Source organism: Agromyces humatus, from assembly GCF_021228295.1.
Classification (GTDB): domain Bacteria; phylum Actinomycetota; class Actinomycetes; order Actinomycetales; family Microbacteriaceae; genus Agromyces; species Agromyces humatus.
The window spans coordinates 72,209-92,729 of record NZ_JAJQPD010000013.1 but is presented as its reverse complement, the minus strand read 5'-3'; the positions used below and the strand labels follow the sequence as shown (position 1 = coordinate 92,729).

At 69.8% G+C, this 20,521-nt stretch carries 21 protein-coding genes and 1 tRNA gene; 17 read left to right on the top strand and 5 right to left on the bottom strand.

Going from position 1 to position 20,521, the window contains the following annotated elements; translation table 11 throughout:
* The first annotated feature begins 69 nt into the window (after nt 1-69).
* The 13 genes from LSF15_RS17900 (at nt 70) to LSF15_RS17840 (ending at nt 13,146) form a co-directional block, all read left to right on the top strand.
* The gene (locus tag LSF15_RS17900; RefSeq protein WP_308188494.1) at nt 70-768 is read left to right on the top strand and encodes a helix-turn-helix transcriptional regulator; all 699 of its coding nucleotides are present in this window, start codon (nt 70-72) and stop codon (nt 766-768) included.
* A gap of 111 nt (nt 769-879) precedes the next feature.
* A complete protein-coding gene (gene rsmI, locus LSF15_RS17895; RefSeq protein ID WP_232499921.1) occupies nt 880-1,704 on the top strand; it encodes a 16S rRNA (cytidine(1402)-2'-O)-methyltransferase in 825 nt (274 codons plus the stop codon).
* Between the two features lie 117 nt (nt 1,705-1,821).
* Nucleotides 1,822-2,961, top strand: coding sequence for an NADP-dependent oxidoreductase (locus tag LSF15_RS17890; RefSeq protein ID WP_232499920.1), 1,140 nt, complete (start codon nt 1,822-1,824; stop codon nt 2,959-2,961).
* Nucleotides 2,962-2,991: 30 nt separating this feature from the next.
* Nucleotides 2,992-4,551 carry a methionine--tRNA ligase gene (gene metG / locus LSF15_RS17885; RefSeq protein WP_232499919.1) on the top strand — a complete coding sequence of 520 codons (1,560 nt, stop codon included), beginning with the start codon at nt 2,992-2,994 and terminating at the stop codon, nt 4,549-4,551.
* A gap of 7 nt (nt 4,552-4,558) precedes the next feature.
* On the top strand, nt 4,559-5,455 hold the full coding sequence (locus LSF15_RS17880; protein ID WP_232499918.1) for a TatD family hydrolase: 897 nt from the start codon (nt 4,559-4,561) through the stop codon (nt 5,453-5,455).
* A gap of 54 nt (nt 5,456-5,509) precedes the next feature.
* Complete coding sequence (gene rsmA, locus LSF15_RS17875; protein ID WP_232499957.1) at nt 5,510-6,352, top strand: 16S rRNA (adenine(1518)-N(6)/adenine(1519)-N(6))-dimethyltransferase RsmA; 843 nt, start codon at nt 5,510-5,512, stop codon at nt 6,350-6,352.
* A 9-nt stretch (nt 6,353-6,361) separates the two neighbouring features.
* The gene (locus tag LSF15_RS17870) at nt 6,362-6,904 is read left to right on the top strand and encodes a DUF4287 domain-containing protein (RefSeq protein ID WP_232499917.1); all 543 of its coding nucleotides are present in this window, start codon (nt 6,362-6,364) and stop codon (nt 6,902-6,904) included.
* 41 nt (nt 6,905-6,945) lie between these two features.
* The gene (locus LSF15_RS17865; protein ID WP_232499916.1) at nt 6,946-7,878 is read left to right on the top strand and encodes a 4-(cytidine 5'-diphospho)-2-C-methyl-D-erythritol kinase; all 933 of its coding nucleotides are present in this window, start codon (nt 6,946-6,948) and stop codon (nt 7,876-7,878) included.
* A 37-nt stretch (nt 7,879-7,915) separates the two neighbouring features.
* Entirely contained in the window at nt 7,916-9,736 is a 1,821-nt protein-coding gene (locus LSF15_RS17860; RefSeq protein WP_232499915.1) for an ABC-F family ATP-binding cassette domain-containing protein, read from the top strand.
* 192 nt (nt 9,737-9,928) lie between these two features.
* Entirely contained in the window at nt 9,929-10,822 is an 894-nt protein-coding gene (locus LSF15_RS17855) for a MetQ/NlpA family ABC transporter substrate-binding protein (RefSeq protein WP_232499914.1), read from the top strand.
* Nucleotides 10,823-10,919: 97 nt separating this feature from the next.
* Nucleotides 10,920-11,948 (top strand): methionine ABC transporter ATP-binding protein, encoded by a 1,029-nt coding sequence (locus tag LSF15_RS17850; protein WP_232499913.1) that lies wholly within the window; start codon nt 10,920-10,922, stop codon nt 11,946-11,948.
* The gene (locus LSF15_RS17845; protein WP_232499912.1) at nt 11,948-12,607 is read left to right on the top strand and encodes a methionine ABC transporter permease; all 660 of its coding nucleotides are present in this window, start codon (nt 11,948-11,950) and stop codon (nt 12,605-12,607) included. The genes LSF15_RS17850 and LSF15_RS17845 overlap by 1 nt, the downstream gene beginning before the upstream one ends.
* Nucleotides 12,608-12,711: 104 nt before the next feature.
* Complete coding sequence (locus LSF15_RS17840; RefSeq protein ID WP_232499911.1) at nt 12,712-13,146, top strand: hypothetical protein; 435 nt, start codon at nt 12,712-12,714, stop codon at nt 13,144-13,146.
* A 14-nt stretch (nt 13,147-13,160) separates the two neighbouring features.
* Here the strand turns inward: LSF15_RS17840 and LSF15_RS17835 are convergent, their stop codons facing one another.
* The 5 genes from LSF15_RS17835 to LSF15_RS17815 form a co-directional block, all read right to left on the bottom strand.
* The gene (locus LSF15_RS17835) at nt 13,161-13,574 is read right to left on the bottom strand and encodes an HNH endonuclease signature motif containing protein (protein ID WP_232499910.1); all 414 of its coding nucleotides are present in this window, start codon (nt 13,572-13,574) and stop codon (nt 13,161-13,163) included.
* Between the two features lie 20 nt (nt 13,575-13,594).
* Nucleotides 13,595-14,485 carry a DUF222 domain-containing protein gene (locus LSF15_RS17830; RefSeq protein ID WP_232499909.1) on the bottom strand — a complete coding sequence of 297 codons (891 nt, stop codon included), beginning with the start codon at nt 14,483-14,485 and terminating at the stop codon, nt 13,595-13,597.
* Nucleotides 14,486-14,795: 310 nt separating this feature from the next.
* Nucleotides 14,796-15,287, bottom strand: coding sequence for a MarR family winged helix-turn-helix transcriptional regulator (locus tag LSF15_RS17825; RefSeq protein ID WP_232499908.1), 492 nt, complete (start codon nt 15,285-15,287; stop codon nt 14,796-14,798).
* Nucleotides 15,288-15,380: 93 nt separating this feature from the next.
* Nucleotides 15,381-15,821 (bottom strand): SRPBCC domain-containing protein, encoded by a 441-nt coding sequence (locus LSF15_RS17820; RefSeq protein ID WP_232499907.1) that lies wholly within the window; start codon nt 15,819-15,821, stop codon nt 15,381-15,383.
* On the bottom strand, nt 15,818-16,138 hold the full coding sequence (locus LSF15_RS17815; RefSeq protein ID WP_232499906.1) for an ArsR/SmtB family transcription factor: 321 nt from the start codon (nt 16,136-16,138) through the stop codon (nt 15,818-15,820). The genes LSF15_RS17820 and LSF15_RS17815 overlap by 4 nt, the downstream gene beginning before the upstream one ends.
* Nucleotides 16,139-16,263: 125 nt before the next feature.
* Here LSF15_RS17815 and LSF15_RS17810 point away from each other — a divergent pair.
* From LSF15_RS17810 to LSF15_RS17795, 4 genes are all read left to right on the top strand, one after another.
* A tRNA-Gln gene (locus tag LSF15_RS17810) sits at nt 16,264-16,335 on the top strand.
* Nucleotide 16,336: 1 nt separating this feature from the next.
* Nucleotides 16,337-17,794: a bifunctional UDP-N-acetylglucosamine diphosphorylase/glucosamine-1-phosphate N-acetyltransferase GlmU gene (glmU, locus tag LSF15_RS17805; RefSeq protein WP_232499905.1), complete on the top strand. Its 1,458-nt coding sequence runs from the start codon at nt 16,337-16,339 to the stop codon at nt 17,792-17,794.
* 35 nt (nt 17,795-17,829) lie between these two features.
* Nucleotides 17,830-18,807, top strand: a complete 978-nt coding sequence (locus LSF15_RS17800; protein ID WP_232499904.1) for a ribose-phosphate diphosphokinase — start codon at nt 17,830-17,832, stop codon at nt 18,805-18,807.
* 11 nt (nt 18,808-18,818) lie between these two features.
* Entirely contained in the window at nt 18,819-20,519 is a 1,701-nt protein-coding gene (locus LSF15_RS17795; RefSeq protein WP_232499903.1) for a long-chain-fatty-acid--CoA ligase, read from the top strand.
* The last annotated feature ends 2 nt before the right edge of the window (nt 20,520-20,521 follow it).

The window sequence follows — 20,521 nt, the reverse complement described above, 5'->3', positions numbered from 1 at the left end:
CCACCTTCGTGGGCGCCTTGGGCAGGTGTATGTCACTATCTGTGTCATGAATCTGAAACGTGCCGAGCGGTGAAACGAGCGGAACGACTTCATGCCCTGTCCGAAATGCTGCGCCGGAACGGATCGCGGGGTTGCTCGGCAGAGCGGCTGGCGAGAGAGTTCGGCGTGTCCGTGCGCACCGTCAAGCGAGACTTGGATGCGCTCGAACGCAGCGGCGCGCCCATCTGGTCGCGCCCAGGTCCCGGCGGCGGCTACGGTTTGGCGGTAGGCGCATCCCTGCCGCCCGTCAGCCTGTCCGCAGCTCAGGCGGTGGCGCTCATGGCGGCCGTGTCCGCTGCACCTGATGCCCCCTACTCCGATCTCGCAGCAGCCGGGATCCAGAAGATCCTGGACGTCCTCGATCCGAGAACCCGAGCACGAGCCGACGAGCTGGCCGACCGCGTCTGGGTCAACGCGCCTCCCTCCGCTGCGCGCGGGATCAGGTCGGCACTGGAGGAGGCGATGGCCGAGCAGCGAGTGGTCCGCATTCGCTACACGTCGAGAGATGGGGCCACGACCACCCGCGACGTCGAGCCCGTGCTGTTCGCCTCCCCGAACGGCCAGTGGTACCTCGTTGGATGGTGCCGCATGCGCGACGCGATGCGATGGTTCGCCGTGTCGCGCATCGAGCGAGCCAGCGTGACCAAGAGGGCTTGTGGAGGCCATACCATCCACGAGGTCGGAGAACCCCCAACGAACGCCAGGCCGGTCCACGGGCGGGGCGAGTGAGTCCTTCAATCAACTCGAATCCTCGGTCTGCTCGGCTCGGTTCGCCGATGAGGCACGACCTGGTCCCGCAAGCGGAGCCGGGCCCGATGTTCGGTAGAGCAGACTGAGTGCATGATCATCCTCGCGGCGACGCCCATCGGCAACCTCGGCGACGCGTCGGCGCGGCTGCGCGAGGCGCTCGAGACGGCCACCGTCGTGGCATCCGAAGACACGCGCGTCACGCAGCGCCTGCTCGCCGGACTCGGCATCGCGAACCGGCCCCGACTCATCGCGCTGCACGAGCACAACGAGCGGCAGAAGGCGGGGGAGCTCGTCGAGCTGGCACGCGAGACCGACCTGCTCGTGCTCAGCGACGCCGGCATGCCGACCGTGTCCGACCCGGGGTTCCCCCTCGTCGCCGCGGCCGCCGAGGCGGGCGTCGAGGTGACCGCAATTCCGGGGCCCTCGGCGGTCGTCACCGCGCTCGCCGTGTCGGGCCTGCCCACCGACCGCTTCGCGTTCGAGGGGTTCCTGCCGCGCAAGGCGGGCGATCGGGCGCGTCGCATCTCCGAGCTCGCGGGCGACCGGCGGACCCTGCTGTTCTTCGAGGCGCCGTCGCGGCTCGCCGCGAGTCTCGTCGCGCTCGCCGAGGGCTTCGGCGCCACCCGGCCCGCCGCGGTGTGCCGTGAGCTCACGAAGCTGCACGAGGAGGTGCGCCGCGGGGGTCTTCGCGAACTCGCCGAGTGGGCCGAGGGCGGGGTGCGGGGCGAGATCGTGATCGTCGTCGGCGGTGCCGTCGCCGTCGCGGCCGACCCAGAGGGCGCCCTCGGGCGGGTGCTCGAGCTCGCGGCATCCGGAACCCGCCTGAAAGACGCTGCCGCGCTCGTCGCCGGCGAGACCGGCCTCGGCAAGCGCGACCTGTACGAAGCCGCACTCGCGTCCCGCCGCGAGTCATAGCCCGTCCCTCGGATAGGGCACAAGCCCCTGTCCTTTCAGCCGGATCTGGCGGACAATTGCAGGAAGCACGACGGTGCCGAACGCGCGACTGGTGCCGAACAACGGTGGAGGTGCGGCATGGCTCACACGCTTCGGACCCACGCAGTCCGATTCGACGAGTTCGGCGGTCCAGAAGTGCTCGAGGTGGTCGAGGTTCCGACCCCCGAACCGGGTGAGGGCGAGGTGCTCGTCGAGGTGTTCGCGACCGGGTTGAACCCCGTCGAGAGCGCGATCCGGCGCGGCGACCACCCCGAGCGGTGGCCGGTCGAGTTCCCGTCGCCACAGGGCCGTGACCTCGCCGGCGTCGTCGTCGCCGTCGGACCGGGCGTGCAGCAGTTCGCACGCGGCGACGAGGTCATGGGCTACGTCGACCGCGGCGCACAGGCGACCTACGTCGCCGTGCCAGAGCGGCAGTTGCTGCCCAAGCCGCCGTCGCTGACGTGGGAGGTGGCCGGTTCGCTGTACGTCGCCGGCACCACGGCGTGGACCGCCGTCGAGGGTCTCGGCCTGGGCCCGAGTGACGAGGTGGTCATCACCGCCGCGGCGGGCGGGCTCGGATGTCTCGCCGCGCAGTTCGCCCGGATGAAGGGCGCCACCGTCATCGGCACCTGTGCCGAGATGCGATTCGACTTCCTGCGGCAGTTCGGCGTCATCCCCATGGCGTACGGTCCCGGGCTCGCCGACCGCGTTCGGGTGCTGGGCGACGACCCGAACCACCCAGCCGGCGGCCGGCCGGTGAGTGCGTTCCTCGACTTCCTCGGCGGGCAGACGCACGAGGCGATCAAGCTCGGGGTGCCGCGCTCGCGGATCCTCACGATCCTCGACTGGGATGCGGTGCAGGGCTCCGACGCGATTCTGCTCTATCCAGGCGATGTCGTGGCCCTCGGCCGCGTCGCCGCGCTCGTGGCCGCGCGGCGTGTACGCCTGCCCATCGCCGACGTGTTCCCCCTCGACTCGATCGCCGACGCCTACCGCGCGCTCGACCGTCGAGAGGCGCCGGGAAAGATCGTGCTCGGGCTGCGGGTCGTCGACTACCCCGGGCAGAAGGTGAAGGAACCCGCGATCAAGCAGCAGGACGTCACACTCGGCGTGCCGACGCCGCATGCGCATCTCAATGTGGAGGAGGCCGTACCGCCGGCAATCGGCGACGGCAGCGTGCGGCGCCGGCACCGCGAAGAGAAGGAGCGGAAGGCGGCAGCGCAGTCATCTGTCGAGTAGGGACATCCGCTCGCCCATAAGATTGCACGTATGGCCGACGGCTCCTCGTTCTACATCACCACGCCCATTTTCTACGTGAATGACGTGCCCCACATCGGGCACGCCTACACCGAGGTGGCCGCCGACGTGCTCGCGCGCTGGCACCGCCAGGCGGGCGCAGACACGTGGATGCTCACGGGCACCGACGAGCACGGCCAGAAGATCCTGCGCACGGCGACCGCGAACGGAGTGACACCGAAGGAGTGGGCCGACCGGCTCGTCGACGAGGCGTGGAAGCCCCTGCTCGCCACGGTCGACATCGCGAACGACGACTTCATCCGCACGACCGACGAGCGCCACGAGCGCAACGTGCAGAAGTTCCTGCAGAAGCTCTACGACGACGGCCACATCTACACGGGCGAGTACGAGGGCTACTACTGCGTCGGTTGCGAGGAGTACAAGCAGCAGTCCGAACTCGTGCAGGGCACGGGCGACTACGAGGGGCAGCTGGTCTGCGCGATCCACTCGAAGCCCGTCGAGTTGCTGCACGAGAAGAACTACTTCTTCCGCATGTCGGCGTTCGCCGACAAGCTGCTCGCGCTCTACGAGGAGCGCCCCGACTTCGTGCAGCCCGACTCGGCGCGCAACGAGGTCGTCTCGTTCGTGAAGGGCGGCCTCGCCGACCTCTCGATCTCGCGGTCGACGTTCGACTGGGGCGTCAAGGTGCCGTGGGACGAGAGCCACGTCGTGTACGTGTGGTTCGACGCGCTGCTGAACTACGTCACGGCGGTCGGCTATGGCGACGACGACGAGCAGTTCGCGCGGCGATGGCCGGCCCGGCACCTCGTCGGGAAAGACATCCTGCGGTTCCACGCGGTCATCTGGCCGGCCATGCTCATGGCCGCCGGGCTCGAGGTGCCGAAGGGCGTCTTCGGGCACGGTTGGCTGCTCGTCGGCGGCGAGAAGATGTCGAAGTCGAAGCTCACCGGCATCGCACCCGAGCAGATCACCGAGACCTTCGGCTCAGACGCATTCCGCTACTACTTCCTGCGCGCGATCGCGTTCGGCCAAGACGGCTCGTTCTCGTGGGAAGACCTGGCCGCGCGGTACCAGGCCGAGCTCGCCAACGGCTTCGGCAACCTCGCGTCGCGCGTCATCGCGATGATCACCCGATACTGCGACGGCGCGGTGCCCTCGGCTGGCGAGCGATCCGAGGCCGACCTCGGGATCGGTGCGATCGAGCAGCGGGCGACCGATGGGTCGTGGTCGGCCATCAGGCGCATCGCGATCCATGACGCCATCGGTGCCGCGTGGGAGCTCGTCGACGCCCTCAACGGCTACCTCACGATCGAAGAACCGTGGACGCTCGCGAAGGACCCGGCGAAGCGCGAGCGCCTCGAGACGGTGCTCGCCACCGCCTACCACGGCCTCGGAACGCTCGCCGTGCTGCTGTCGCCGGTGCTGCCCGTGGCCACGGCCAAGCTCTGGACCGCGCTCGGCGCACCCGGCACCGTCCAGGAGCAGCGGATCGACCGTGCGAACGAGTGGGCGGTCGGCACGCAGGTCGCGCCGCTCGAGGCGCTGTTCCCGCGAGTCGAGGTCGCCGAGTGAGCCGGGCGTGACCGACGCACCCCACCTGCGCACTCGCGCCGACGGCGGCCGAGCCGTCGAGTATCCGCCCGCGCCCGAACCGCTCACGGTGCCCGTCTACGACAACCACACCCACCTTGAGATCGCCGACGGCGCCCTGCCCCTCGACGTGCACGAGCACCTCGAGCGCGCGGCGTCCGTCGGCGTGGCCGGTGCCGTGCAGGTCGGCACCGATGTCGCCACGAGCCGCTGGTCGGCCGCCGTCGCGGCGCGCGAGCCGCGGCTGCTCGCGGCGGTGGCACTGCATCCCAACGAGGCGCCCGAGCTCGAGGCATCCGGCGCCCTCGACGACGCCCTCGCGGTCATCGACGAGCTCGCGGCGCAGCCGCGCGTCCGCGCGATCGGCGAGACCGGGCTCGACTTCTACCGCACCGACGAGGCCGGCAGGCCGGCGCAGTTCCGCTCGTTCGAGGCGCACATCGACATCGCCAAGCGGCACGGGCTCGCGCTGCAGATCCACGACCGCGACGCGCACGACGACGTGGTCGCGACCCTGCGCCGCGTGGGGGCACCCGTACGCACGGTGTTCCACTGCTTCTCGGGCGGTGGCGACCTCGCGCGACTCGCGGGCGATGAGGGCTGGTACTGCTCGTTCGCCGGCAACATCACGTTCAAGAACGCCGAGAACCTGCGCGAGGCACTGCGCGAGCTGCCGGCCGACCGCATCCTCGTCGAGACCGATGCGCCGTACCTCACCCCGGCGCCGCTGCGCGGCCGCCCGAACGCGCCGTACCTGGTGCCGCACACCGCCCGGTTCATGGCCCACGTGCTCGGAGCCGATCTCGACGAGTTCTGCGCGCAGCTCGCGTCGAACACGGTGTCGGTGTACGGGTCGTGGCAAGATGAGCCCCGTGCGGGGGACTGATGAGCGGGGTGCGGCGTGAACGCCCACCGGCATGAGGCAGAGGGCAACGGCGCCGTGGTGACTCCGCGGCTGCTGGGGCCGGCCGAGATCCGCGACCTGGCCCAGCTGCTCGACGTCACGCCCACGAAGAAGCTCGGGCAGAACTTCGTGCACGATGCCAACACCGTGCGCCGCATCGTGCAGACCGCGGGCGTCGAGCGCGGCGAGACCGTGCTCGAGATCGGGCCCGGACTCGGGTCGCTCACGCTCGGGCTGCTCGAGGCCGGGGCATCCGTCATCGCGGTCGAGATCGACCGCCGCCTCGCCGAGCAGTTGCCGCACACGGTGCGCATCATGCAGCCCGGCACCGAGCTCCACGTCGTGCACGACGATGCCCTGCGCGTCACCGAGCTGCCCGGCGAACCGGTACGACTCGTCGCGAACCTGCCGTACAACGTCTCGGTGCCCGTGCTGCTGCACCTGCTCGTGCACTTCCCGTCCCTTCGGTCGGGCATCGTCATGGTGCAGGCCGAGGTGGGGCACCGCCTCGCCGCCGAGCCGGGCTCGAAGATCTACGGCGCGCCGAGTGTGAAGGCGGCCTGGTACGGCCGCTGGCGCATCGCCGGGCAGGTCTCGCGCATGGTGTTCTGGCCGGTGCCGAACGTCGATTCGGTGTTGGTCGGCTTCGAGCGAGCGGATGTCCCCGGAACCGAGGCCGAACGCATCGCCACGTTCGCCATCATCGACGCCGCGTTCCAGCAACGCCGCAAGATGCTGCGGCAGGCACTCTCGGGCGTACTGGGCGGGTCATCGGCGGCGGCGACCTCGGTGCTCGCCCGGGCGGGCATCGCTCCCGAGTCGCGCGGCGAACAGCTGACCATGGATGATTTCCTGCGCATCGCGCGGGCGGCGCGGTAGCGTCGTCTCATGACCGCACAGGCAGTGGGTTCCAACGTCGACGGGGTCGGCGACGACGCAGTCCGCGAGGCCACGGGTCGTGGCCGCGACGAGTGGTTCGACCTGCTCGATGCGGCCGGGGCGACCGGGTGGAAGCACCGCGACATCGCGTCCTGGCTCGCGGGCGAGCATCGCGTCGATCCGTGGTGGAGCCAGAACGTCACCGTCGCCTACGAACAGGCACGGGGCATCCGTCGCCCCGGCCAACGTCAAGACGGAACCTACGAGGCCGGCGTCACCCGCACGGTCGCGCTCGAGAAGACCGAGGCGCTGCGCGCGCTCGCCGCGGTCGTGACCGACGAGCTCGGCGTCGAACCGCTTGCGCTCAACCTCACGGCGGCGAATCCGACCGCGCGATTCCCGCTCGACGGCGGCGAGTTCGTGCTCGCGTCGTCGAGCGACCGCCCAGGCGGCAGGGCGTCGATCGGGCTCGTATGGGGCGGCATGCCCGACGATGCGCGCCTCGTCGACGTCAAGGCGCGCATGCGCGAGTGGCTCGCGTCCGTCGGCTGAGCCGCCGCGGTCGACGGCGACCCGTGGGATAGCGTGGAGCCATGACGATCGCCTGGGCCGACGAGGCAGTGCACGTGCGGGCGCCGGGCAAGATCAACCTGTTCATGCGCGTCGGCGCGGTGCAGCCGGACGGATACCACGATGTCGCCACCGCGTACCAGGCGGTCTCACTCTACGAAGACGTGCGCGCGTGGAGCGACGACGAGTTCAGCGTCAGCTTCGGCGGCTCGATCGATACCTCGGGCCTCGTCACCGACGGGTCGAACCTCGCGATCAAGGCGGCGAAACTGCTCGCGCGCACCGTCGGGGTGCCGGGCGGCGTGCGACTCGAGATCGACAAGAACGTGCCGATCGCGGGCGGCATGGGCGGCGGCTCGGCCGATGCCGCGGCCACGCTCGTCGCGTGCGACGCGCTGTGGGGCACCGGCCTGCCGAAGGAAGAGCTCCACGCGCTCGCCGCGAAGCTCGGCGCCGACGTGCCGTTCGCCCTGACCGGCGGAACCGCCATCGGCACGGGGCGCGGCGACCGACTGAGCCCGGCGCTCGCCACCGGCTCGTTCCACTGGGTGCTCGCCGTCGCCGAGTTCGGGCTCTCGACGCCCGGCGTGTATCGCGAGCTCGACCGCCGGCGCGAGGGGTTTCCCGACCTGAACCCCGGCAGCGCGGCGCCCGCCGTCGACACCGGCGTGCTGCAGGCGTTGCGCGCGGGCGACCCGCGGCTGCTCGCCGAGGCCCTGCACAACGACCTGCAGGCCGCCGCGATCGGCCTCGCCCCGGGCCTCGGCGGCATCCTCGAGCTCGGCGAACTGCACGGAGCGCTCGCGGGCATCGTGTCGGGATCGGGGCCGACGATCGCGTTCCTCGTCGACGACGCCGATACGGCGATCGAGCTGCAGGTCGCGCTGTCGGCCGCGCGCCTCACCGCGGTGCACGTGCACGGCCCGGTGCACGGCGCGCGCGTGCTGCACAGCTGAGTTGTCACCGCACCGCGGCGACTAGGCTCGACAGGACATGGCACATCTCCTCGGCGCCGAGCGCCTGCACCTCGAGTTCCCGACGCGCACCGTCTTCGACGAGGTCACCCTCGGCATCGACGAGGGCGACCGCGTCGGTGTCGTCGGCCGCAACGGCGACGGAAAGTCGACGTTGCTGAAGCTGCTCGCGGGCCGCATCGAACCCGACGGCGGGCGAGTGACGCAGCGTCGCGGCATCCGCATCGGAATGCTCGACCAGGCCGACGTCGTCGACCCGGGCCGGACCGTCGCCGAGGCCGTCGTCGGCGGCATCGAGGAGCACGTGTGGGCGGGCGACGCGAAGGTTCGCGACGTCATCGCCGGCCTGCTGGCGGATGTCCCGTGGCAGGCGCAGATCGCGAGCCTCTCGGGTGGGCAGCGGCGACGTGTCGGGCTCGCCTCGCTGCTCGTCGGCGACTGGGACGTCGTGTTCCTCGACGAGCCGACCAACCACCTCGATGTCGAGGGCATCGCCTGGCTCGCAGGGCACCTCAAGGCACGCTGGGCGGCGAACGCCGGGGCGCTCGTCGTCGTCACGCACGACCGGTGGTTCCTCGACGAGGTCTGCACTGTCACATGGGAGGTGCACGACGGCATCGTCGAGCCGTTCGAGGGCGGGTACGCCGCCTACGTGCTGCAGCGGGTCGAGCGCGATCGCATGGCCGCGGCATCCGAGGCGAAACGCCAGAATCTCATGCGCAAGGAGCTCGCCTGGCTGCGCCGCGGCGCACCCGCGCGCACCTCGAAGCCGAAGTTCCGCATCGAGGCGGCCAACCAGCTCATCGAGAACGAACCGCCCCTGCGCAACCCCGTCGAGCTCAGCCGGCTTGCGGTGTCACGGCTCGGCAAGGATGTCGTCGACCTGCTCGACGTCGGGGTCGTGTACGACCACAAGACCGTGCTGCACGAACTCGAGTGGCGCATCGCACCGGGGGAGCGCACCGGAATCCTCGGCGTCAACGGTGCCGGCAAGTCGACTCTGCTCGGGCTCGTCACCGGCGCCGTCGCGCCCACGACCGGTCGAGTGAAGCGCGGCAAGACCGTGAAGATCGCGACCCTCAGCCAAGAGCTCGCTGAACTCACGGAGTGGGCCGACCAGCGGGTCAGCGCGGTCGTCGCCGAACAGCGCACGAGCTACGCGATCGGCGAGGGATCGAAGGCCGTCGAACTCACGCCCGGTCAGCTGCTCGAACGGCTCGGCTTCACCAGCGCCCAGCTCTCGACGCCGGTGAAGAACCTCTCGGGCGGGCAGAAGCGACGGCTGCAACTGCTGCTGATCCTGCTGCAGGAACCCAACGTGCTCATCCTCGACGAACCGACCAACGACCTCGACACCGACATGCTGGCGGCGATCGAGGACCTGCTCGACTCGTGGCCGGGCACCCTGCTCGTCGTCTCGCACGACCGGTATCTCATCGAGCGCGTCACCGACCGGCAGCTCGCGATCATCGACGGGCACCTGCGCGACCTTCCGCGCGGGGTCGAGCAGTATCTCGAGCTGCGCAAGGGCGTTGATGCGGCACGAGCTGCGGCGGGTCTCGATACGCGTCCGGCTGCGCCGGGCGCTACTCGACCGGCAGCGGCACCCGCGCTCGGCGGTGCCGAACGCCGCACCGCCGAGAAGGAGCTGAGCTCGATCGACCGCAAGCTCGAGCGGCTGCAGGCCGAGATCGCCGAGCAGCACGAGAAGCTCGCGCGCCACGACCAGTCCGACTACGTGGGGCTCGGTTCGCTCGGCGACGAACTCGCACGGCTCGAGGCATCCGTCGCCGATCTTGAAACGCGCTGGCTCGAAGTATCCGAGAATCTCGAGGGTTAACGTCGCAGGATCTGTGACGGACTGTGACCGTCACGGTCTTCGGGTAAAGAATCTTCGCCTAGCGTTGATGTTGCGCCCGCGCTCGCGGCATCGTCGCCCTCCCACTGTCACGAACAGTGGCGGAGCCATGTCTCCCCCCTGCTCATCAGCACCTGATCGCGGCGCGCCGAAACGCGAAGGGAACCCACTCACATGTCACAGCGCTCCACGTTCATCGCCGCACTCGTCGCGGCACCGCTCGTCTTCGGGCTCGCCGCCTGCGCGACGCCTGCCGCAGGCGACGGCGACGCCTCGGGCGAGGTCGTGAAGATCGGTGTCGTCGGCAAGGGCGACCCGCAATGGGCCGCGTTCGAAGAAGCTGCGGCCGACGAGGGCATCACGATCGAGATCGTCGACTTCGCCGACTACGCGCAGCCGAACCCGGCCACGACCGAGAGCGAACTCGACCTCAACCAGTTCCAGCACATCGTGTACCTCGCCGACTACAACGTGTCGGCAGGCGAGGACCTCACGCCGATCGGCTCGACCGCGATCTACCCGCTCGGCCTGTACTCGGTGAAGGTCGACTCGGTCGACGACATCGGGAAGGGCGAGACCGTCGCCGTGCCGAACGACCCCTCGAACCAGGCGCGCGCGCTGCTCGTGCTGCAGTCGGCCGGCCTCATCGAGCTGAAGAGCGGCGGCACGATCTTCTCCGACCTCGCCGACATCGACGAGGCGAAGTCGAAGGTCGAGGTCACCGCCCTCGAGGCGTCGCTCACCCCGACCTCGCTGCCCGACGTCGCCGCCGCCGTGATCAACAACGACTTCGTGCAGGACGCCGGCCTCACGTTCGAGGATGCGATCGCGCAGGACGACCCGAGCGATCCGAACGCGCTGCCGTACGTCAACATCTTCGCCACGCGCGCCGAAGACACGGACAACGAGACCTATCTCAAGCTCGTCGAGATCTTCCAGACCGACCCCGAGGTGCAGGCGGGCCTCATCGAGGCGTCGGGCAACACCGCGGTCGCACTGCAGACGCCCGTCCCCGACCTGATCGATTCGCTCACCAAGGTCGAGGCCGACACCGAGGCAGCGAAGTAGTCCGCGACCGATCCTCGGATCGATCGTCACGCGAACGGGCGGTGGGCGCCGGATTCCGGCACCGCCGCCCGTCACCGCGTGGCGGAAGGAGCACCACATGGCTCTCGTGAGCCTCACCAACGTCTCGAAGACGTACCCCGCGCCCGACAAGCACGGGCGGCCCGTCGTCGCGGTCGACGACGTGACCCTCGAGGTCGAGCACGGCGACGTCTACGGCATCATCGGGTACTCGGGAGCGGGCAAGTCGACACTCGTGCGCCTCGTGAACGCGCTCGAGCCGGCGAGCTCGGGCAGCATCACGTTCGACGGCCGAGAGCTCAGCGGTCTGCCGGAACGGGAGCTCCGCGCCATCCGCCTCGGCATCGGCATGATCTTCCAGCAGTTCAACCTGTTCAACTCGAAGACCGTGTGGGGCAACATCGCCTACCCGCTGAAGGTGGCGGGCTGGTCGAAGGCCGACATCGCCGCCCGCGTGGCCGAGCTGCTCGACTTCGTCGGGCTCGGCGAGAAGGCGAGGAACTACCCCGACCAGCTCTCGGGCGGGCAGAAGCAGCGCGTCGGCATCGCCCGCGCGCTCGCGACCTCGCCGCGGCTCCTGCTCGCCGACGAGGCGACAAGCGCGCTCGACCCCGAGACGACGCAGGAGGTGCTCGAGCTCCTCAAGCGCGTCAACCGCGAGTTCGGCGTGACGATCATCGTCATCACGCACGAGATGGACGTCATCCAGTCGATCGCGACGAAGGTCGCCGTCATGGACGGGGGGCGGGTCATCGAAGACGGCGACGTGTTCGAGGTGTTCTCGACCCCGCAGAATCCGTCGTCGCAGCGGTTCGTCTCGACCGTGGTGAAAGGCATTCCGTCGCCCGCCGAGCTCGCGGTGCTGCGCGAGCGTCACGAGGGGCGCATCGTCACGATCTCCTTCCGAGACGGCGACGCCTCGCAGGCAGCGGTGTTCCTCGAGCTCGCGAATGCAGGACTCGACTTCGAACTCGTCTATGGCGGGATCAACGACATCCAGGGGCGCGCGTTCGGTCACCTCACGCTCGCGATCAGAGGGGCGGATGCCTCGATCGATGCGGCGCTCACCTCGATCGCCGCGCGGGTCGAAGTGACGGAGGCCGCCTGATGGATCGCCTGTTCGAACTCGGTTCGGAGTTCTGGGTCGCCGCGGCCGAGACCCTCTACATGGTGGCGGCGACGCTCATCATCGGCGGGGCCATCGGGCTCGTGCTCGGGGTCGTGCTGTACAGCACCCGGCCCGGCAGCCTGCTGCCGAACCGCGCCGTCTTCACGGTGCTGAACGTCGTCATCAACTTCTTCCGGCCCATCCCGTTCATCATCTTCCTCGCGGCGGTGCAGCCGCTCGCGCGCTACGTGATCGGGGTGGGCATCGGCAACGACGCCTTGATCTTCTCGTTGTCGATCGCCGCGTCGTTCGCGATCTCGCGCATCGTCGAGCAGAACCTCATCACGGTCTCGCCCGGCGCCATCGAGGCCGCGCGCGCGATGGGCGCGGGCCCCGTGCGGATCCTGCGCACGGTCGTCATTCCCGAGGCGCTCGGCCCGCTCATCCTCGGATACACGTTCATCGTCGTCGCGATCGTCGACATGACCGCGATGGCCGGGTTCATCGGCGGCGGCGGGCTCGGCAACTTCGCCCTCGTGTACGGGTACCGGCAGTTCGAGCCGGCGATCACGTGGGCGGCGCTGCTGCTGATCGTGATCTTCGTGCAGGCGCTGCAGTTCCTCGGCAACTGGCTGGCACGCAAGGTGATGCGGCGGTAGGCGGGAGCCGGGGACTCGTCCTCCCCACCTGCGCGGCTGCCCTGGCCGCGCACAGGCTCGCTCAGCGCCCTTCTGGGACCCGGCGAGGCGGCGACACTCGGCAGATGACGAAACTCAACGCCGAAGACGCGACGCAACTGCCGATCCCGACCGACGACGACGTGCTCGAGCGGGTCGCCGTGCTGCTCGAGGGTGCGATCCGCCGCCAGTTGTGGACGCTGTACCTCGATGAGCATGATGTGCAGTTGCCGCTCATCATTCCGACGGCCGGGTACCCGCATCGGCCTGACGAGCCCACCCCCGAGGGCACTGCCGCAGAACTGCTCGCGAACCGCATCGCCGAGATCGTGCACACGGCAGGCGCGGCCGCGGTGGTGATCGCATGGGAGCGGCCGGGTTCGCCTGAATCGACGTCGGCCGATCGCGGGTGGGCACGCGCGTTCGCTGACGCCTGCCGCGAGCGAGGGGTTGCGGTTCGGGCGCAGCTCATCGTGCATGACGACGGAGTGCGCTGGTTCGCGCCCGATGACTACCTGTGACGAGATCTCTGGAGTCAGAACGGCGGCCGCAGGACGTCGCCCTGATGCGGTGATTCGGGACTCGGTGCCAGACCGGAGATCGGTGCCACATCGGGGATCGGGATCGAGTCGGGGATCGGGTCGGGGATCGGGTTCGCCGGATCTGTGAGGGAGGTGTGGCCGGCTGGTGAGGTCCATTCGAGGGTGCCGTTGCCCAGGTGTCGCACCGACCATGCGGTTTCGTGTTTGAGGTGGTGGTGTGCCGCGCAGACGTGAGCGAGGTTGTCGTGTGCGGTGCAGCCGTCGTCGTTCCAGTCGATGGTGTGGTCGATGTCGCTGCGTCTGGCGGCACGGTTGCAGCCGGGGAACCGGCAGGTGCCGTCGCGGACTTCGAGCCACCGGGCGAGGTCTGCCGGTGGGCGGTAGCTCTGCCGGTCGACATCGAGCACGGTGCCCGAGACCGGATGGGTCAGGATTCGGGTGAACGAGGGGCGCGTGCGATGAGGGGCCGGGCGGTCTCTGCGTCGATCGGGCCGTAGCCGTCGAGGTGTGCGGGAGCGTCGGATTCGCCCATCAGGGTGAGGACCGGGACGGTGAGGTGCACGCTCGGACGCACCCGGGCGACCGCGTCGGCGTAGGCGGGTTCGGAGTCGAGCGTGCCGTAGAGCAGCAGATCGCGTGCAGCGTCGGCACGCACCTGATCGGCGGTGAGCTGTTCGGCACGGAGCCGGTCGGTTCCGGCCCGATCAGTGCCGCTGCCGTCGTCGGTGTCGGCGGCCCCTGCGACGGCTGCTTCGGCGTCGCGGTGCGCTCGGGCCACGCCGTCGAGTCGGTCGAAGATCAGCGCAGCGTCGGCGGCAGGCAGAAGCGCATGAAGCCAAGCCATGCCGTCGGCGGCGGCCTCGAACTCGACCCGCCGCTTCGCTCGTGCTTTGCGGTGCCGCTCGGCGAGCGTCTCGGTCATGACCTGCTCACGCAGGACGCGGGCCCTGCGCCGCACGGTGGCGGCCGTGTTCGACCGCGACAGTTCGGCGAGCACGTCGTCGAGTCGGGCGACCGTGTCGCGGTCGTCGTCGCCGAGGTCGCTCGTGTGCTCGATCACGACCCGGGCGTGCGCCATGCTGATCGCCCCGTCGCGCATCGCGGCCAGCGTCGTGGGCAGCCGGGTCGACAGCGCGGTCGCGTCGTCGAGCTGTCGCTGCATGGTGCGCTCAGGCACGTGCAATGCCGTCGCGAGCTCGGCCGTGACGGCACGGTGCGCCATCTCACGCCGCCGTTCGGGTGTCAGGGATGCCGCGACGAACGCTTCGGCGCTTGCCACGGCGTAGCGCACCGTGAGGAAGAGCACATCGACCCGCATGGCGGCGTTCTTCGCCTCGACACGTTGGGCCTGAACCGACGCCCCGATCAGCTCGGAGAGCCCGTCTTGTGCCTTCGCATACGGCGAGCGCTCGCCGCGACCGACTCGCTCGCCACTACCGGCAGAATTACCCGCTGATCTGGGATTCGACGGGTCTTTGCTCACGGGTCGAGTCTACCGAAGTTCGAACAGAAATTCGAGAGTCCGAGGGGAATTCTCCATGCGATGCCGGGTCTCGGTACGCTTCGCCGGCTACTCGACCGACGGGGAGGCCGACGCCGGCGACCCGAGGCTCAGTCGAACCCGAGCCTCAGTCGAACCCGAGGCTCAGCTTGCGCAGCAGGTCGGCGAGGCGCTTCTGCTCGGCCGCCGGCAGGCTGCGCAACAGCACCGACTCGGCATCGACGAGTCGCGTGATCGCGGCGTCGACGCGGGTGAGCCCGGCCTGGCTCATCTCGACGAGGATTCCCCGCCCGTCATTCGGGTCGGTCTGCCGCGACACGAGCCCGCGCTCGACGAGCCGGTCGATGCGGTTCGTCATGGTCCCGCTCGACACCAGCGTCTGCTGCAGCAGCTGCTTGGGGGAGAGGCGATACGGCGCACCTGCGCGTCGCAGGGCCGAGAGGACGTCGAACTCCGATGCCTCGAGCTCCGACCGCGCGAACGCTTCGCGCCGGGCGCGGTCGAGGTGCTTCGCGAGCCGCGCAACGCGCGAGAGCACCTGCAGGGGCGCGAAGTCGAGGTCGGGGCGCTCGCGCATCCAGTCGTCGACTATGCGGTCGACCTCGTCAGCATCGGTCATCCCGCCATTATCGCCGTCGGCACCCACGGGCAGGTGCACCGCGACCGGCGGGTGCGCAGCGAGGCATGCCGCGAGGGGGCGCCTTCGCCCCGCTCAGCTCGCGGCCGGCAACCCCGCGCCCGTCTCGAGCAGCGTCTTCATGGAGCTCAGCACGTACATCCAGCCCGGGCCGCCGACGTCGGCCGCGGTCTTGGGCGACGCATCCAGCCGGTCGTGGGTGAGTGTCACGAGGCACATGCCGTCGCCCCGCGATTCGATCTCCCAGGTCACCCGGCTCGCGGGCTCGTCGGCGAGGTCGGGATCGTAGTCCGAGCGCCACTGGTGGACGAGCCGGGTGGGAGGCGCGAATTCGAACACGGGGTCGGTGCTCGAGACCTCACCGTCGGATCCGCGCGAGGTGACCGCTTCGGGCGTGACCTCGATCGCCGTTCCGTAGAAGTACTGCGCCGTGCGTTCGGGGCTCGTGATGGCCCGCCAGATGTCGTCGGCGGTCGCGCGGATGAACACGTGATAGACCTGCGTCGAGTTGCTCATGACTCCTGCTCCAGTTCTCGTTTGAGATCGGCCAGGTACGCGGCCGGCCCGGCCCGGTACTTGTCGATCCATCGGTCGTGGATGAGGCGGATCGGCACGACGTTCAGGTGGTGCAGCTTCTCGCGCCCCGAGCGTCGCGCGACCACGAGCCCGGCGTCCTCGAGCACTCGAAGGTGCTTCATCACGCCGAACCGCGTCATCTCGGCCAGTGCCTCGAGTTCGGTCAGGCGAGCCCCGTCGTGCTCGAAGAGGTGGTCGAGCAGCCGTCGCCGGGTCGGGTCGGCGAGTGCCTTGAACACCGCGTCGTCATCATCCATCTCCATCAGAATACGTGACCATTCGGTCACCTATCAAGCGATCGCGACGAACCCGTCGAATCGGATGTCCCTCCGGCGTCTGGCAGACTGGAGGGCGCTCGATCCACCCGAACGGGTGCGAGCGGTCCGCCATGGTGTAACGGCAGCACGACAGCCTTTGGAGCTGTTAGGTCCAGGTTCGAATCCTGGTGGCGGAGCATGGACAACAACCTCGCCATCATCGTGCTCGCCGCCGGACAGGGCACCCGCATGAAGTCCGCGACGCCCAAGCTGCTGCATCCCCTCGCGGGCGCGCCCATCGTCGCGCACGTGCTCGCCACCGCGCGCACCCTCGATGCCGCGCACGTCGTCGCCGTCGTGCGTCACGAGCGCGACCTCGTGGCCGCGGCGGTCGAGGCCGAACTCCCGGGAACGGTCATCGTCGACCAAGACGAGATCCCCGGCACGGGGCGCGCCGTCGAGCAGGCCATCGCCGCCCTCCCGGCCGACTTCGAGGGCGAAGTCCTCGTGCTGAACGGCGACGTTCCGCTGCTGAACGCCGACACCCTCGCCGCGTTCCTCGAGCAGCACCGCGCCGACGCCGCGCAGGCCTCGGTGCTCTCGGCGATCTACGACGACCCGTCGGGCTACGGCCGCGTCGTGCGCGACATCACCGGCCGGTTCGACCGCATCGTCGAGCAGAAGGACGCGAGCGACGACGAGCGCCGCATCGCCGAGATCAACGCGGGCATCTACGCATTCGGGGCCGCCGCGCTGCGCGACCAGCTCGCGAACCTCACCACCGAAAACGCCCAGGGCGAGAAGTACCTCACCGACGTCATCGGGCTCCTGCGGGCCGCGGGGTCCGAGGTCGAGGCCGTGCCGGTCTCCGAGCCGTGGCTCGTCGCGGGCATCAACGACCGCGCCCAGCTCTCCGAGACCGCCGCGCGCCTGAACGCCCTCATCGTGCGCGGCTGGCAGCTCAACGGCGTGACGATCGAAGATCCGACGACCACCTGGATCGACCTCACCGTGCGTATCGAGCCCGATGTCACCATCCGCCCGGGCACGCAGCTCAAGGGCGCCACCGTCATCGAGACCGGTGCGGTCGTCGGCCCCGACACGACGCTCGTCGACTGCGAGATCGGCCGGAACGCCGAGGTGAAGCGAACCGACGGCACGCTCGCAGTGGTCGGTGCCGGGGCATCCGTCGGCCCGTTCTCCTACCTGCGGCCGGGCACCGTGCTCGGCGCCGACGGCAAGATCGGTGCCTTCGTCGAGACGAAGAACGCGAAGATCGGCCACGGCAGCAAGGTGCCGCACCTCTCGTACGTCGGCGACGCCACCATCGGCGAGCAGTCGAACATCGGCGCCGGATCCATCTTCGCCAACTACGACGGCGTCACGAAGCACCACTCCGAGATCGGTTCGCACGTGCGCACCGGTTCGCACGGCGTGTTCGTCGCGCCCGTTAGGATTGGCGACGGGGTCTACACGGGCGCCGGCACCGTCATCCGAAAAGATGTCCCGGCGGGCGCGCTCGCCGTGAACGTGGCCCCGCAACGCAACATCGAGGGGTGGGTCCAGACCAACCGGCCCGGCACCGCGGCCGCTCAGGCGGCCGAGGCCGCCGACGGGGCATCCGGCCCGGCATCGCACGACGCAGCCGCCGACTGACGCACCGGCCAGTACCGGTGGAGAGGACGAACCACATGTCGGGAATCGAGACCACCGGATCGAAGCGACTCGTGCTGGTATCCGGCCGCGCGCACCCCGCGCTCGCCGAGGAGATCGCCGAGGAGCTGGGCGCCGATCTCGTGCCGACCGATGCGCGCACCTTCGCCAACGGCGAGATCTACGCCCGCTACGACGAGAGCGTGCGCGGCTGCGACGCGTTCGTCATCCAGTCGCACACCTCGCCGATCAACGAGTGGCTCATGGAGCAGCTCATCATGATCGACGCGCTGAAGCGAGCATCGGCCAAGCGCATCACGGTGGTCGCACCGTTCTACCCCTATGCCCGGCAAGACAAGAAGGGCCGCGGTCGCGAGCCCATCTCGGCGCGCCTCGTGGCCGACCTGTTCAAGGTGGCCGGCGCCGACCGCATCATGTCGATCGACCTGCACGCCGCGCAGATCCAGGGCTTCTTCGACGGTCCGGTCGATCACCTCTTCGCGATGCCCGTGCTGCTCGAGGAGTTCAAGAACTCGCTCGACCCGTCGACCCTCACGGTCGTCTCGCCCGACATGGGCCGCGTGCGCGTCGCCGACATCTGGAGCGACAAGCTCGGCGTGCCGCTCGCCATCATCCACAAGCGCCGCGACCCGCTCGTGCCGAACCAGGTTTCGGTTCACGAGATCGTCGGCGACGTCAAGGGTCGGGTCTGCCTGCTCGTCGACGACCTCATCGACACCGGCCGCACCATCGTCAAGGCCGCCGAGGCGCTCAAGGCGAACGGGGCGGTCGGCGTGGTGGTAGCCGCCACGCACGCGGTGTTCTCGAACCCCGCCACCCAGATCCTGCAGTCCGATTTCATCGACCGCGTCGTCGTCACCGACACCCTGCCGATCCCCGACGAGAAGCGGTGGGACCGGTTGACCGTGCTGCCCATCGCGCCGCTGCTCGCGCGCGCCATCCACGAGGTGTTCGAAGACGGCTCGGTGACGAGCATGTTCGACGGCGCGGCGTAGGGCGCATCGCGATGGCGATCACGACCCCCCGGCCCTGGCTCGCGAGCTACGCCGAGGGCGTGCCCGACGACGTCGACGCGCCCGAGGGCTCGTTGTACGACCTGATCAAAGCGTCGGTCGAGCAGTACCCCGACAACGTCGCCCTCGAGTTCTTCGAGCGCACCACGACCTACGCCGAGCTCGGCGCCGAGATCGAGCGCGTCGCCGAGGGGCTGCGCCTGCTCGGCGTGCAGAAGGGCGATCCCGTCGCACTCGTGCTCCCGAACTGCCCGCAGCACATCGTCGCGTTCTACGCCGTGCTGCGGCTCGGCGCGATCGTCGTCGAGCACAACCCGCTCTACACGCCGCGCGAACTGCGCCACCAGTTCGAAGACCACGGCGCCAGGGTCGTCATCGCGTGGGACAAGGTCGTCGAGACCATCCAGGCGTTCCCGTCGGATGTCGCGGTGCCGCACGTCATCTCGGTCGATGTGACCCGTGCGATGCCGTTCCTGATGCGCGCGATGCTGCGGCTGCCCGTGGCCAAGGCGCGCGAATCGCGTGCCGCGCTCACCACGAAGGTGCGCGGCACGATGCCGTGGCACGAGCTCGCGGCATCCGCACCGATCGACCCGCACATCATCGCGCCCACCGCCGGAGACGTCGCGCTCATCCAGTACACGAGCGGCACGACCGGCAGCCCGAAGGGGGCCACGCTCACGCACGCGAACCTGCTCGTGAACGCCGCCCAGGCGCGCGCCTGGGTGCCCGACGTCCCGCGCGGCACCGCCGTGGTCTATGCGGTGCTGCCGATGTTCCACGCCTACGGGCTCACGCTCTGCCTCACGTTCGCGATGAGCATGGGCGCGCGGCTCGTGCTGTTCCCGAAGTTCGACCCCGACCTCGTGCTCAAGGTCGTGAAGAGGCATCCGGCGACGTTCCTGCCGGCTGTTCCGCCGATCTACGACCGGCTCACGAAGGCCGCCGCCGCCGAGGGCGTGTCACTCGACGGCATCCAGATCGCGATCTCGGGGGCGATGCCGCTCTCGGCCGAGGTCGTCGAGCCTTGGGAGGCCGCGAGCGGCGGGTACCTCGTCGAGGGCTACGGACTGTCGGAGTGCTCGCCGGTGCTCATGGCGAATCCGGTGGCGCCGAACCGCAAGGCCGGCACCGTCGGCCTGCCGCTGCCGTCGACCGAGGCGCGTGTCGTCGATCCCGACGACCCGATGGCCGACGTGGCACCCGGCACCGAGGGCGAGCTCGTCGTGCGCGGCCCGCAGGTGTTCTCCGGCTACTGGAAGAAGCCCGAAGAGACCGAGGCCGTGTTCGTCGCCGACCCCGACGGCGGCGCTCCGTGGTTCCGCACCGGCGACATCGTCTCGATCGACGCCGACGGCTTCGTGCGCATCGTCGACCGCATCAAGGAGCTCATCATCACCGGCGGCTTCAACGTGGCCCCGAGCGAGGTCGAGGAGGCGCTCCGCGCGCACCCCGACGTCGACGACGCGGCGGTCGTCGGGCTGCCCGACGAGCACTCGGGCGAGCAGGTCGTCGCCGTCGTCGTGCTGCGCGACGGCGCGACGTTCGACGAGGCGGCGATCCGCGCGTTCGCGCGCGACGGCCTCACCGCGTACAAGGTGCCCAAGCGGGTGGTGCAGGCCGACGACCTGCCGCGATCGCTCATCGGCAAGGTGCTGCGTCGCGAGGTGCGCAACAACCTGCTGAACGCGTGAGC